The organism is Pseudomonas sp. Root329 (assembly GCF_001424925.1).
In the GTDB taxonomy this organism is placed as follows: Bacteria; Pseudomonadota; Gammaproteobacteria; order Pseudomonadales; family Pseudomonadaceae; genus Aquipseudomonas; species Aquipseudomonas arabinosi.
Window position 1 is genome coordinate 27,581 of record NZ_LMCV01000015.1, and the last position, 13,403, is coordinate 40,983.

Below are 13,403 nucleotides of genomic sequence, written 5' to 3' on the forward strand. Positions count from 1 at the left end.
GCCGGATAATGCCTAAGCTTTTTAGACCGCTCCGTTAAAAAGCCCCGTTCTTGCCGGCACGATCATGACCGAAATTGTTCTTACGCTTATCAGCACTGCCTTGATCAACAACCTCGTGTTGCACTGGCCGCTGGGCGTCGATCCGCTGTTGGGCAACGAGCATCGGCAAGTCCACGCGCTGGGCCTTGCGACAATGTGTTTGATGCTGATCGTCGGCACGGTGGGCTACTCGGCCTACCGTTGGTTGCTGGTCCCGCTGGAGCTGACATCGCTGCGCCTTTTCGTCTTCCTGCCATTAAGCGTTCTGCTGATTGGCCCGCTGCTGAAATTGCTTTCCCAGACACTTCCAAAGCTTGCGTTCGATGGCCTCTGGCCCCTGCTGCTGGGCAATGCTGGCGTACTCGGCCTGACGCTGCTCAACGCTCAGGACGACAAAGGCTTCTTCCACGCCATGGCCCTGAGCCTGGGTGCCGGCTTGGGTTTCTGGCTGGTACTGAGCCTGTTCAGCGACTTACGCCAACGCACACTCGAAAATGATATCCCCCTGCCCTTTCGCGGCCTGCCGATCGACCTGATCGGAGCCGGACTGATTGCAGTGGCCTTTCTCGGATTCAGCGGACTGATCAAAACATGAGTCTGATTCAACGCATCGACGCCCTCTTGCCGCAGACCCAATGCGGCAAGTGCGGCCACCCCGGATGCAAACCGTACGCCGAAGGCATTGCCAGCGGCGAATCGATCAACAAGTGCCCGCCGGGCGGCAGCGAAACCATCGCGGCCCTGGCCGAACTGTTGAAAGTGCCGGTGCTGGAACTGGACGTCAGTCGCGGTTCAGCCCCGGCGCAGATCGCCTACATTCGTGAAGCGGAGTGTATTGGTTGCACCAAGTGCATCCAGGCCTGCCCGGTGGATGCCATTGTCGGCGCGGCGAAATTGATGCACACGGTGATCGTCGATGAATGCACCGGGTGCGACCTGTGTGTGGCGCCGTGCCCGGTGGACTGCATCGAGATGCGGCCATTGCCGCTGGCCACGGTGCTGCCGATTGTCGGCGGCCTGGCGTTCAGCCTTGAGGAACAACGCGCTCGGGCGGCCAAGCGCAATCACGCGCGGCGCCGATTTGAACAGCGCAACGCTCGCCTGCATCGCGAAGAAGAACAGAAAATCGCCGAACGTCAGGCCCGAGCCCAGCGCGCCGTCCAGCACAGTGAGGTAGCGACGCTCGATCCGGTTCAGGCCGCTCTTGAGCGAGTCCGTGCACAGAAAGCAGCGAATGCGGATGTGGCGCTGAAAAAGGCCAAGATCGATCTGGCGATGAGTCGGGCGCAACTGTACAAGTCACTCAAGGCGTTTGGGCATCCGCCGACCTTCGAACAGCAGTCGCAACTGATCGTCCTGCAACAGCAATTCGAGGTTGCCGAACAGGCGTTGGCGAAACTGGAAAGTACTGCACCGCCAGCCGCGGCGCCTGTCGTTCCGGCAAAAAATGCGCAGCTGAATCGGGCAAAGATCCAGTTGGCCATGCGCCGCGCCGAACTCAAGAAAGCCCAAACCAACGAAGCGCCGATTGAGCAAATTGAAGCCCTGGAACTCGCGGTGAATGAAGCCGAGCGTCAGGTGGATGCCTATGCAGCCCCTTGAATCGGTCGACGAGCGCCTTCAGCAAGCCATGAAGCTGGTCTTGCTGGCCACCGTGCCGGGAATGCTGGTGTTTTTCTGGCTGTATGGCTGGGGCGTGTTGATCAACCTGATTCTGGCGGGTGTTACCGCACTGGCCGTTGAAGCGACCGTGTTGCGCTTGCGCAAGCTTGCGCTCAAGCCGACCTTGAGTGACGGCAGTGCGCTGGTCAGCGCGATGCTGTTGACTCTGGCCTTGCCGCCTTATTGCCCGTGGTGGCTGACGGTCTGTGCCGCGGCGTTCGCGATGGTGTTCGGCAAACACCTGTATGGCGGCGTTGGCAAGAACCCGTTCAACCCGGCAATGTTGGGCTACGCCCTGGTGCTGGTGACCTTTCCCCAACAGATGACCCACTGGCCGCCATCCCATGGGCTGGACCTGATCGGCGGCTTGCAGCAGGTGTTCGGGTTCAGCCTCGGTCAGACGCCAGATGCCTGGGTCCAGGCCACGGCACTGGACAGCCTGCGGATCAACAAAAGCCTGACCATGGATGAACTGTTTGCCGCTAACCCGGCGTTCGGCCACTTTGGCGGCCGGGGCATGGAATGGGTCAACCTGGCCTTTCTGGCAGGTGGCGCGTTTCTGCTGCAACGACGGGTGTTTAGCTGGCATGCGCCGGTCGGCATGCTCTCCAGCCTGTTCATCATCAGCCTGCTGTGCTGGAACGGCTCGGGCTCCGACTCCCATGGCTCGCCGCTGTTTCATCTGCTCACTGGCGCAAGCATGCTGGGTGCATTCTTCATCGTCACGGAACCGGTGTCCGGCGCAAAAAGCCCCGGCGCGCGACTGCTGTTCGGCGCGGGCGTCGGGCTGCTGACGTACCTGATTCGTACCTGGGGTGGATATCCGGACGGCGTCGCCTTTGCCGTGCTGTTGATGAACCTCTGTGTGCCGACGCTGGAGCGGTTTGCCGCCTCCAGACTGGAACGGGGTGCGCCATGAGCCGAGCGTCGAGCGGTGTGATCCTGGTGTTGCTGGCAGGCCTGGGGTTTGGCGCGACTTACCTCGTGCAACACACCAGCGCGCCGCGCATTGCAGCCGAACAGCGCCTGATCGACAGCCGTAACCTGCTGGACCTGCTCCCGGCTGAAAGCTACGACAATCAGCCGCTGGAACAGTCGCTCATCCTGCAAAACACTGGGTTGGGCAACAGCACGCTGCTGGGTGGCTACCTGGCGACCAAGACGGGCCAACCCAGCGCCGTGTTGCTGCGCAGCCAAACCCTGGGTTACGAGGGTTCCATCGAATTGCTGATCGCCATCGGCGCAAACGGCAAGGTGCTGGGCGTAAAAACGCTCAAGCAATCGGAAACTCCGGGGCTGGGCGGTCGACTCGCTGACTGGCCCAATGCCTGGCTTCAGGCTTTTTCCGGAAAATCCCGAACCGAACCGGCCGACAACGGCTGGGCCTTGAAAAAGGATCAGGGGCAATTCGATCAAATGGCCGGGGCGACCATTACGTCGAGAGCGGTCATCAACGCCATCCATGACGCGTTGCGCTATTTCGACGAACATCAGCAACAGTTGATCGGGAGCAGCGCACATGAATAAGTCATCGACGCTGCAGAGTTCACTGATGCTTGCACCGCTGATCGGTGCCTCGGATTCATGGGTGTCCGCTCTGGGCTTGTGGCTGATGTTCATCGTGGTGATCAGTGCCTTTGGAGTGAGCATGGGCGCGTTGCGATCCCGACTTGTCCCGGAGACACGTTTGCTTGCCAGCGTCATGCTGGCTGCCACGCTGACCAGCTGCGCGGAACTCGCTGCGCAAGTCTGGTCGCTGCAATGGCACCAACATGTAGGGTTCTATGCAGGATTGATTGCCTTGCAATGCGTTGTGCTGGAACACACCGGTTTTTTCCAGAGCGCCTGGCGTGATCGCCTGCGCCTGTGTGGCCTTTTCGGCGCGTTGATGGCGGGCCTTGGCTTGCTACGCGAACTCATCGGCAGCGGGACACTCGGTAGCCATCTGCCATGGCTGGCTGGCACTGCGCAAGCGGACTGGCAAGGCTGGGTACTGACCGCCGACGGGGGGTTGCGCCTGGCCACCCTGGCCCCTGGCGGATTCATTCTGCTGGGACTGCTGATCGCCGCACGTCAGGCCTGGACCCGCTCGACGCCCTCTCACTGACCGCCTTCGAGGATATGCACTGCCCATGAATGCCGCAAAACGTCTGGAAATTTTTCGCCGATTTCACGAAGACAACCCGGAACCGAAGACCGAACTGGCCTACTCCTCGCCGTTCGAATTACTGATCTCCGTGATTCTCTCGGCGCAGTCGACCGATGTCGGTGTCAACAAGGCCACCGCCAAGCTCTACCCGGTGGCCAATACACCGGCGGCGATTTATGCCCTGGGTGTCGAGGGGCTGTCGGAATACATCAAGACCATCGGCCTGTTCAACAGTAAAGCGAAAAACGTGATTGAGACATGTCGCTTGCTGATGGAGCGTCATGGAGGCGAAGTGCCGCAAACCCGTGAAGAACTGGAAGCGTTACCCGGCGTCGGCCGCAAGACTGCCAACGTGGTGCTCAACACCGCATTCCGCCAACTGACCATGGCCGTGGATACGCATATTTTCCGGGTCAGCAATCGTACCGGCATTGCTCCGGGCAAAAATGTGGTCGAGGTTGAGCAAAAACTGATGAAGTTCGTGCCGAAGGAATATCTGCTCGACTCCCATCACTGGCTGATCCTCCACGGACGCTATGTTTGCCTGGCCCGCAAGCCTCGCTGCGGCAGTTGCCGAATCGAAGACTTGTGCGAATACAAGCAAAAGACATCGGACGATTGAGGCGCTATTAGGTTTTTCGATTTATCGATTGAAAAAATCTTTTTTACCCGCAGGGAGATTATCGATATAAGGAGCGCCAAAGGCAGCCTTAGCCTGGAGTAACACTATGAGCACTGGCAAAGAGCAATTGGACGTAGAAGACGACTTCACCCCTGTTGAGGCTGATGATGCTGAACCGGTGGTTGAAGTGGCGAAGACCAACCTGAGCAAACGCCGCACCATCGACAATCTGCTGGAGGAGCGCCGACTGCAAAAGCAATTGGCCGATTACGATTTTGACCTATGACACCTAAAAGCCTCCCGAAACGGAGGCTTTTTACTAAGTGCCGACCCCTGATACCCCCCTGCTCATTGCGCCTTGTCAAACGCTGAGACAGTCACACCAGACCATTGCGTTGCGCCAATTCGATCAGGTCGACCAGGGAGCGAGCATTGAGCTTCAACAACAAACGAGTCTTGTAAGTACTAACGGTTTTATTGCTGAGGAACATTCCATCGGCGATCTCCTTGTTGGTCTTGCCTCGGGCCAATTGTTGCAAGACCATCATTTCCCGTCCCGACAGTCGATCTACCATATCGGCTTCACTGGCGTTCCCCAAACTGGAACGTACGGTATGCAAGGCTTGATTCGGAAAATAACTGTAGCCCGACAATACTGCCTTTATTGCACTGAGTAACTCGGTGAGATCCTGTTGTTTGCAGACATACCCTGCGGCACCGGATTGCATGCAACGCATGGAAAAATGCCCAGGTGCCTGGGAAGTCAATATCAACACTTTCATGGGCATCGCTGTCGATGTCAGACGCGCAATGACTTCCAGCCCATCAAGTTTCGGTATTCCAATATCCAGGATGACAATATCCGGCATATGCTCACGGGCAAGTTGCAACGCATCCACGCCATTATCTGTCTCTGCAATAACTTCGTAGCCGTGACGCTCCATTAGCATACGTACCGCAAGACGAATGACGGGGTGATCATCCACGATCAGCACTTTATTCATGGGCAAGTCCAATTTTCGCTGTTCGAATTTTTAGAGCCCGCACAATAGCCTAGTCGTTTCACCCATGGCATGCCGCCCCCCTCGGCCACCCGCACCGAGAGACATTCCCTACAGACATTAAGGAATAGTCTTACAAAATCCCCAAAAATAAAATTTTTTTAACCTGAAAACATTTCGATTATCCGCAGTTTTTTTGTTTCTATTTACAACCAGAAAACCAAATAACAGGGTTCGTCGCAAGAGACCCAACGAATACTGACTATTGAGCTACCCTTAAAAGTAACTGATATTTACCACTTGAAACCCCAAACCACAAACACCGCACATCAAGACTGTAATAAAAAATCACACCAGGCAACACTTCAACAACAAACTCAATCCATCACCCCCTAAAACTCAACAACAGAGGTACCCGCCGCACACTCAATACCGTTACTATCAAACCTTCGAAATCCAAAGCTTAAAAGGAGTACCGCACCAATATAAACACCGGCCACTTAGTTATTAAAATTAAAACCAAACACATTAATCAACCGAGAAAAGACAATATTCTAATGAGCAAAAAACATGATCAAATCAAAGAAAAAAATCATCAACCCCATGACAGTTATTGCAATATTTGCCGCTATTTCTGAAACATCGGCTGCCGTCTCACTGCCCTTTCTCGACAATAATGAGCGGGAGCTCTATGTCTGGTTCCTGATCAGTTTCCCTTTTTATTTGCTTTTTCTTTTCTTCGCCACACTCAACTTCAACTACCGGTCGCTGTACGCGCCATCCGATTTCGGCAAGGGAAAGCATTTTATAAAAGTGATGGACAACGCAGAACGCGGCCAGCGGCCCGATAACCTGAAGGACCCTCCCGTCCGGATCGGTATTCAGACGGGCCTCTCGGCTCTACAGCACGTTTGCCTGGCCGAGCAGTTAAAAAACCTGCACATCGTCGATGCGCGGTGGCTGAACAAGAAAATGGAATTCGGTGCATGGATTGAAAAAAACCGGCACCCACAGGGAAGCCCAGCACAAGTGATCGTATTTCTCACCTGTACCGATTCGGAGGCATTACTGAAGGAAAGCGCAAGCAAGCAATCAAAACAGGCAAAGAATCGCAGCGGCCCAACACTTTGCATTGCTTACAATTTGAATTCACACGGTCTGACGATTCTTGATCACTCTTTTTACCTGACACGCAGCAGGTAACGTTTGAAGAGCATTCAGAGAGAGGAAACAAAAGGAAGGTATTACAGATACAAAAAGAGCGCTGATAACACGATGTCCAGCAGGAAAACTCCCCCCTATTCAAAATTGTGGCCTTGTCACCGACAAGGCCACAACTCTATTAACGTCGTTCCACTACGGTTTCAAAGATCTCAGAAAAGCTTCCGGCCTTTGTTCGCCGCAATACGCATGCGCAAGGCGTTGAGCTTGATGAAGCCCGCCGCATCGGCCTGGTTGTAGGCGCCGCCATCTTCTTCGAAGGTCGCGATGTTGGCATCGAACAACGATTCGTCGGACTTGCGACCGGTGACGATCACGTTGCCCTTGTACAGCTTCAGGCGCACAACGCCGTTCACATGGGCCTGGGATGCGTCGATCATCTGTTGCAGCATCAGACGCTCAGGGCTCCACCAGTAACCGGTGTAGATCAGGCTGGCGTATTTAGGCATCAGCTCGTCTTTGAGGTGAGCCACTTCGCGGTCCAGGGTGATCGACTCGATTGCACGGTGAGCGCGTAGCATGATGGTGCCGCCAGGGGTTTCGTAGCAGCCACGGGACTTCATGCCCACGTAACGGTTCTCGACGATGTCGAGACGGCCGATACCGTGTTCGCCGCCGATACGGTTCAGGGTCGCCAGCACAGTGGCCGGGGTCATTTCGACGCCGTCCAGTGCGACGATATCGCCGTTGCGGTAGGTCAGTTCCAGGTATTGCGCTTTGTCAGGAGCCTTCTCCGGGGAGACGGTCCATTTCCACATGTCTTCTTCGTGCTCGGTCCAGGTGTCTTCCAGCACGCCGCCTTCATAGGAGATGTGCAGCAGGTTGGCATCCATCGAGTACGGGGATTTTTTCTTGCCGTGACGCTCGATCGGGATGTTGTGCTTTTCAGCATAATCCATCAGCTTTTCACGGGAGAGCAGATCCCATTCGCGCCACGGAGCAATCACTTTCACGCCTGGCTTCAAGGCGTAGGCGCCCAGTTCGAAACGAACCTGGTCGTTGCCCTTGCCGGTGGCGCCGTGGGAAATGGCGTCAGCACCGGTTTCGTTGGCGATTTCGATCAAGCGCTTGGCGATCAACGGACGAGCGATGGAAGTACCCAGCAGGTACTCGCCTTCGTAAACGGTGTTGGCGCGGAACATCGGGAAAACGAAATCGCGCACGAATTCTTCGCGCAAGTCGTCGATGTAGATCTCTTTCACGCCCATGGCCTGTGCCTTGGCGCGTGCAGGTTCGACCTCTTCGCCCTGACCCAGGTCAGCGGTGAAGGTCACGACTTCACAGTTATAAGTATCCTGCAGCCACTTGAGGATCACCGAAGTGTCCAGGCCGCCGGAATACGCCAGAACGACCTTGTTTACGTCCGCCATGCCATCACTCCACGGGGTTCTACGGAAAGCCGTCAAGTCTACCGCTCATGCAGGATAATTTACAGAGGCGCGACAGCTTATGACGACGAAGCGACAGATTATGTCGAGTGAGCGACGATAACAGCGGGTTCAGGAGGTCGACGCGGCGCTCGCCGATACAGTGGCCTGAGGGGCCGGCTTTTCGGTGGGCGCAACACGCGCGAGTTGCACATTGACCCGACGGTTCTTCGCCCGGTTGGCGGAATTGGTATTGGGCGCCAATGGATAACGCTCGCCGTGAAAGCGCACAGTGATTTGTGACTCCTGAACACCGTTGGCCTTGAAGAACTCCATGACGGCCAGGGCCCGACGCCGCGACAAATCACGATTGGTCAGGCGGTTGCCGCTGTTGTCGGAGTGGCCATCGAGTTCGATGTGGTTGACCGTCGGGTCGGCCTTCATGAAATCCAGCATCACCTGCAATTGAGCCTTGGCCTGCGCGTCGAGATCGATGCCTTCGCCGGGGAAGCCGATCTGCGATTGTTTAACCTGCTCGAAATTCTTCGGCAGCAGCTTCGCCACGCAGCCCTGATAGTCGTTAAAGGCCTGGCTGAACTTGACTGGCAACAGACGCACTTCCGACACCCGGCCATCGCCCGAGTAATGTCGAACGACCGGACTGCGACCATCCATCAGGCCACTGAGCAAGCGGCCAGCCTGAACTTGCGAACTGTTGAACAACACATTGCCGCTGCCGATTCGTACAGAACCGAGGTTGATGTCGCCACGCCCCGGCTGCCAGGGTGCAGCCGCCGCCAGCAAGGTGGCCGAACCGCCGCCGATCATCGCGTTATAGGCCTTCAGACGAAACGTCGCTTGCTCGCCAGCGCGGCGCACGAACTCACCCGAACCAAAATCGGTGATCGGCTGAGTCAGGCGGCACTCGAACTTGTCCCCTTCGACCGTCCACTCGATGCTCTCCAGACGGGTCTGGAAAGTGAGCGCCATCGCAGGAAGGCTGGCAAACACGCTGAGCAAGGCTAAATAACGCTGGCGCACGGGAGGCTCCACTGGCTTTTACAACAAAAAGACCGACACACAGATGTTTACGGCATACCTGTTGGATATCGGAAGCTTCCAGCAAAACTTGATAGCGAGTGCCTGGAAGAGTCTTTTCCGGTAGCATTCCCCTCAGTTTGACCCGCCTGGAATCCCCTCATGTCCGACCGCCTGACCCTGCTGCGTCCCGACGACTGGCATATTCATCTTCGCGATGGTGCTGTGTTGCCCAATACAGTCGCGGATGTCGCGCGCACCTTTGGTCGCGCCATCATCATGCCCAACCTGGTACCTCCGGTGCGTAACACCGCTGAAGCCGACGGCTATCGCCAGCGGATTCTCGCTGCACGCCCGGCCGGCAGCCGCTTCGAACCATTGATGGTGCTGTACCTGACCGACCGCACCCAGCCCGAAGAAATTCGCGAGGCCAAGGCCAGCGGCTTCATTCACGCCGCCAAGCTGTACCCGGCCGGCGCGACCACCAACTCGGACTCTGGTGTCACCAGCATCGACAAGATTTTCCCTGCACTTGAGGCCATGGCCGAAGTCGGGATGCCCTTGCTGGTTCACGGTGAAGTCACCCGTGGCGATGTCGACGTTTTCGATCGCGAAAAATTCTTCATCGATGAGCACATGCGTCGTGTGGTCGAGCGCTTCCCGAGCCTCAAAGTGGTGTTCGAACACATCACTACCGCCGACGCCGTGCAGTTCGTCAACGAGGCTTCGGCCAATGTTGGCGCGACCATCACCGCGCATCACCTGCTGTACAACCGCAACCACATGCTCGTGGGCGGGATTCGGCCGCACTTCTATTGCCTGCCGATCCTCAAGCGCAACACCCATCAGGAAGCCCTGCTCGACGCCGCCACCAGCGGCAGCGACAAGTTCTTCCTCGGCACCGACTCGGCGCCCCACGCCCAGCACGCCAAAGAAGCCGCTTGCGGCTGTGCCGGTTGCTACACCGCTTATGCAGCGATCGAGATGTATGCCGAAGCCTTCGAACAGCGCAACGCGCTGGACAAGCTCGAAGCCTTCGCCAGCCTGAACGGCCCTCGTTTCTACGGCCTGCCGGTGAACACCGATCGCATCACCCTGGTCCGCGAAGAGTGGACCGCCCCAACCAGCCTGCCATTTGGCGAGCTGACCGTAATCCCGCTGCGCGCCGGTGAAAAACTGCGCTGGCGCCTGCTGGAGGAACACGCGTGAGTGAAGACCATTTCGACGACGAACAGGACGGTCAAGGCGGCGGAGGTGGTTCGCGCCACCCGATGGCTGAGCGCTTCCGTGGATACCTGCCAGTCGTTGTCGACGTTGAAACCGGTGGTTTCAACTCTGCCACTGACGCCTTGCTGGAAATCGCCGCAACCACCATCGGCATGGATGAAAAAGGGTTTGTGTACCCCGATCACACCTACTTCTTTCGCGTAGAGCCTTTTGAAGGCGCGAACATCGAAGCAGCCGCTCTGGAATTTACCGGGATCAAACTCGATCACCCGCTGCGCATGGCAGTGAGTGAAGAAGCAGCGCTGACCGACATCTTCCGCGGCATCCGCAAGGCCCTGAAAGCCAACGGTTGCAAACGGGCGATTCTGGTCGGGCACAACAGCAGCTTCGATCTGGGTTTCCTCAACGCCGCTGTCGCGCGCCTGGATATGAAGCGTAACCCGTTTCATCCATTCTCCAGTTTCGATACCGCGACCCTGGCCGGTCTGGCTTACGGCCAAACCGTACTGGCCAAGGCCTGTTCGGCAGCTGACATCGACTTCGACGGTCGTGAGGCCCACTCGGCTCGCTACGACACTGAGAAGACGGCCGAGTTGTTCTGCGGCATCGTCAATCGCTGGAAACAAATGGGCGGCTGGGAAGACTACAACGACTGATTCGTCGTCAGGTTTATCCCGCCCATAAAAAAACCGGCCTCAACGGCCGGTTTTTTTATGCCTTAAACGTGCCTTACAGCGCAGCAGCGTGCTCGGTCAGGTAAGCCGCGACGCCTTCGGTCGAAGCGGTCATGCCTTTGTCGCCTTTTTTCCAGTTGGCAGGGCAAACTTCACCGTGCTCTTCGTGGAATTGCAGAGCGTCGACCAGACGAACCAGCTCTTCGATGTTACGGCCCAGCGGCAGGTCGTTGATGATCTGCGAGCGGACAACGCCTTTGTCGTCGATCAGGAACGCACCACGGAAAGCTACGCCGTCAGCGGACTGAACGTCGTAAGCCTTCATGATTTCCTGCTTGATATCGGCAGCCATGGTGTAACGGACCTGGCCGATACCACCATTGTTGACCGGGGTGTTGCGCCAGGCGTTGTGGGTGAAGTGCGAGTCGATCGAAACGGCGATCACTTCAACGTTGCGTGCCTTGAAGTCAGACATGCGGTTGTCCAGAGCGATCAGCTCGGACGGGCAAACGAAGGTGAAGTCCAGTGGGTAGAAGAACACCAGGCCGTATTTGCCTTTGATGGCCGACGACAGGGTGAAGCTGTCTACGATTTCGCCATTGCCGAGTACGGCCGGTACGGTGAAGTCTGGGGCTTGTTTGCCTACGAGTACGCTCATTGGATATCTCCTGGTGTAAAAACGTGAAGTTCCGGGTTTGCGCCAGCCTGCCACCTTCAGGCGACAGCCCTGTGACACGAACCCGCTTCATAAGGACCGGCCATCATACACTGCGTTTTTGCCCTGTCCTTAACGGTTTTTTTGTCAGGGGAAATGCTGTCGACAGGTTTTCCTCGTGATCGATGCCGAGAGGAAACCGTTCGTCAGCCCTGAGCAAAGCTTTCAGAAACCACTTTGACAATCATTCTCGTTAACATTAAGATCCATCGCAATTGAGTCACAACCAGCGACGGTTTTCACTTATGTATGTTTGCCTCTGCACTGGCGTCACCGACGGTCAAATCCGCGAAGCGATCTATGAAGGTTGCTGCAGCTATAAGGAAGTCCGTCAGGCCACCGGCGTAGCTAGCCAATGCGGTAAATGTGCCTGCCTTGCCAAGGAAGTGGTCCGCGAAACCCTGACCAAATTGCAATCGGCTCAGGCCGCGATTCCCTACCCTGTAGAATTTACTGCCGCGTAAGTAACGTATTTCAAAGAACCGGACTTGATGTCCGGTTTTTTTATGTCTGAAAATCAATCGCTTACGCTCTAGACGCGGAACACAAACATTCTTATTCAGATTAATTTTCACTTAAGTTTCAATAACTTAGGTTTGACACTCTTAATTACGCGGCTCAAACTCAGCCTTATAGACAGCTACTTAGGGCAGGACCCCATCATGAAAGGCGACGTTACAGTCATCCAGCATCTCAACAAGATCCTTGCCAATGAGCTGGTCGCGATCAATCAATACTTCCTGCATGCACGCATGTACGAAGATTGGGGCCTGAACAAGCTCGGCAAGCACGAATACCACGAATCCATCGACGAGATGAAGCACGCGGACAAGCTGATCAAGCGCATCCTGTTCCTTGAAGGCCTGCCGAACGTCCAGGACCTGGGCAAGCTGCAGATCGGCGAACACACCAAGGAAATGCTTGAGTGCGACCTGCGTATCGAGCGCACCGGTCATGCGGACCTCAAAGTGGCTATCGCTCATTGCGAAACCGTTGGCGACTTTGGTAGCCGTGAACTGCTTGAAGATATTCTTGAATCCGAAGAAGAACATATCGACTGGCTGGAAACCCAACTGGGTCTGATCGATAAAGTCGGTCTTGAGAACTATCTGCAATCGCAGATGGGCGAAGAGTAGGAGCTGTGTAGGAGCTGTCGAGTGCAACGAGGCTGCGATCTTGGCGATGGCAGCAACGACATTGCAATAACTTATTAAGCACAATAAAAAGCCCCGTCCCTCGATAGAGGGGCGGGGCTTTTTAGTTGCTGAAGATCAAAAGATCGCAGCCTCGTTTCACTCGACAGCTCCTACAGGGGAGCCAATCGTCTTAGGCTTCGGTCTTGTTGGCAGCAGCAGCTTCGACAGCAGCCTTGATGGTGGTTTGCAGCGAACCGTCTGCAGCCATCTCGGTCATGATGTCGCTACCGCCGACCAGCTCACCGCCAACCCACAGTTGCGGGAAGGTTGGCCAGTTGGCGTATTTTGGCAGGTTGGCGCGGATTTCCGGGTTCTGCAGGATGTCCACGTAAGCAAATTTTTCACCACACGCCATCACGGCCTGCGCGGCTTTCGCGGAGAAGCCACACTGCGGGGCATTCGGCGAACCTTTCATGTAAAGCAGAATGGTGTTGTTAGCAATCTGCTCTTTAATCGTTTCGATGATATCCATGGAGCACCTCGGCTGAACTT

Annotated in this window: 17 protein-coding genes; 12 read left to right on the forward strand and 5 right to left on the reverse strand. The window is 56.2% G+C overall.

Going from position 1 to position 13,403, the window contains the following annotated elements; translation table 11 throughout:
- Positions 1-64: 64 nt before the first annotated feature.
- The 7 genes from ASC74_RS14555 (at position 65) to ASC74_RS14585 (ending at position 4,758) form a co-directional block, all read left to right on the forward strand.
- The gene (locus ASC74_RS14555) at positions 65-634 is read left to right on the forward strand and encodes an Rnf-Nqr domain containing protein (RefSeq protein ID WP_056742007.1); all 570 of its coding nucleotides are present in this window, start codon (positions 65-67) and stop codon (positions 632-634) included.
- Positions 631-1,641 carry an electron transport complex subunit RsxB gene (gene rsxB, locus ASC74_RS14560; protein WP_056742008.1) on the forward strand — a complete coding sequence of 337 codons (1,011 nt, stop codon included), beginning with the start codon at positions 631-633 and terminating at the stop codon, positions 1,639-1,641. The genes ASC74_RS14555 and rsxB overlap by 4 nt, the downstream gene beginning before the upstream one ends.
- Complete coding sequence (locus ASC74_RS14565; protein WP_056742009.1) at positions 1,628-2,620, forward strand: RnfABCDGE type electron transport complex subunit D; 993 nt, start codon at positions 1,628-1,630, stop codon at positions 2,618-2,620. Before rsxB ends, ASC74_RS14565 begins: the two co-directional genes overlap by 14 nt.
- Complete coding sequence (locus tag ASC74_RS14570) at positions 2,617-3,228, forward strand: RnfABCDGE type electron transport complex subunit G (RefSeq protein ID WP_056742010.1); 612 nt, start codon at positions 2,617-2,619, stop codon at positions 3,226-3,228. Before ASC74_RS14565 ends, ASC74_RS14570 begins: the two co-directional genes overlap by 4 nt.
- Entirely contained in the window at positions 3,221-3,808 is a 588-nt protein-coding gene (locus ASC74_RS14575; protein WP_056742011.1) for an Rnf-Nqr domain containing protein, read from the forward strand. Before ASC74_RS14570 ends, ASC74_RS14575 begins: the two co-directional genes overlap by 8 nt.
- A gap of 25 nt (positions 3,809-3,833) precedes the next feature.
- Positions 3,834-4,472, forward strand: a complete 639-nt coding sequence (gene nth, locus ASC74_RS14580; protein WP_008155568.1) for an endonuclease III — start codon at positions 3,834-3,836, stop codon at positions 4,470-4,472.
- Between the two features lie 106 nt (positions 4,473-4,578).
- Positions 4,579-4,758, forward strand: a complete 180-nt coding sequence (locus tag ASC74_RS14585; protein ID WP_007898493.1) for a PA3496 family putative envelope integrity protein — start codon at positions 4,579-4,581, stop codon at positions 4,756-4,758.
- 91 nt (positions 4,759-4,849) lie between these two features.
- Here the strand turns inward: ASC74_RS14585 and ASC74_RS14590 are convergent, their stop codons facing one another.
- A complete protein-coding gene (locus ASC74_RS14590; protein WP_008155570.1) occupies positions 4,850-5,476 on the reverse strand; it encodes a response regulator transcription factor in 627 nt (208 codons plus the stop codon).
- Between the two features lie 567 nt (positions 5,477-6,043).
- Between ASC74_RS14590 and ASC74_RS14595 the strand changes: the two genes are divergently transcribed.
- Positions 6,044-6,676 (forward strand): hypothetical protein, encoded by a 633-nt coding sequence (locus ASC74_RS14595; protein WP_056742012.1) that lies wholly within the window; start codon positions 6,044-6,046, stop codon positions 6,674-6,676.
- Between the two features lie 170 nt (positions 6,677-6,846).
- On the opposite strand, the gene ASC74_RS14600 is transcribed toward ASC74_RS14595, so the two are convergent.
- Both ASC74_RS14600 and ASC74_RS14605 read right to left on the reverse strand, forming a co-directional pair.
- A complete protein-coding gene (locus ASC74_RS14600) occupies positions 6,847-8,064 on the reverse strand; it encodes an argininosuccinate synthase (RefSeq protein ID WP_007898502.1) in 1,218 nt (405 codons plus the stop codon).
- Between the two features lie 129 nt (positions 8,065-8,193).
- Positions 8,194-9,102, reverse strand: coding sequence for a flagellar protein MotY (locus tag ASC74_RS14605; protein WP_056742013.1), 909 nt, complete (start codon positions 9,100-9,102; stop codon positions 8,194-8,196).
- A 159-nt stretch (positions 9,103-9,261) separates the two neighbouring features.
- Between ASC74_RS14605 and pyrC the strand changes: the two genes are divergently transcribed.
- Complete coding sequence (gene pyrC / locus ASC74_RS14610; protein WP_056742014.1) at positions 9,262-10,308, forward strand: dihydroorotase; 1,047 nt, start codon at positions 9,262-9,264, stop codon at positions 10,306-10,308.
- Positions 10,305-10,982, forward strand: coding sequence for a ribonuclease T (gene rnt, locus ASC74_RS14615; RefSeq protein WP_046047091.1), 678 nt, complete (start codon positions 10,305-10,307; stop codon positions 10,980-10,982). The genes pyrC and rnt overlap by 4 nt, the downstream gene beginning before the upstream one ends.
- A gap of 73 nt (positions 10,983-11,055) precedes the next feature.
- Here rnt and ASC74_RS14620 read toward each other — a convergent pair whose 3' ends face one another.
- Positions 11,056-11,658, reverse strand: a complete 603-nt coding sequence (locus ASC74_RS14620; RefSeq protein ID WP_008155583.1) for a peroxiredoxin — start codon at positions 11,656-11,658, stop codon at positions 11,056-11,058.
- A gap of 302 nt (positions 11,659-11,960) precedes the next feature.
- Between ASC74_RS14620 and ASC74_RS14625 the strand changes: the two genes are divergently transcribed.
- Positions 11,961-12,179: a bacterioferritin-associated ferredoxin gene (locus ASC74_RS14625; protein ID WP_008155585.1), complete on the forward strand. Its 219-nt coding sequence runs from the start codon at positions 11,961-11,963 to the stop codon at positions 12,177-12,179.
- A gap of 198 nt (positions 12,180-12,377) precedes the next feature.
- Positions 12,378-12,851 carry a bacterioferritin gene (bfr, locus tag ASC74_RS14630; protein WP_056742015.1) on the forward strand — a complete coding sequence of 158 codons (474 nt, stop codon included), beginning with the start codon at positions 12,378-12,380 and terminating at the stop codon, positions 12,849-12,851.
- Positions 12,852-13,041: 190 nt separating this feature from the next.
- On the opposite strand, the gene grxD is transcribed toward bfr, so the two are convergent.
- Positions 13,042-13,383, reverse strand: coding sequence for a Grx4 family monothiol glutaredoxin (grxD, locus tag ASC74_RS14635; RefSeq protein ID WP_007943565.1), 342 nt, complete (start codon positions 13,381-13,383; stop codon positions 13,042-13,044).
- Positions 13,384-13,403: the final 20 nt, after the last annotated feature.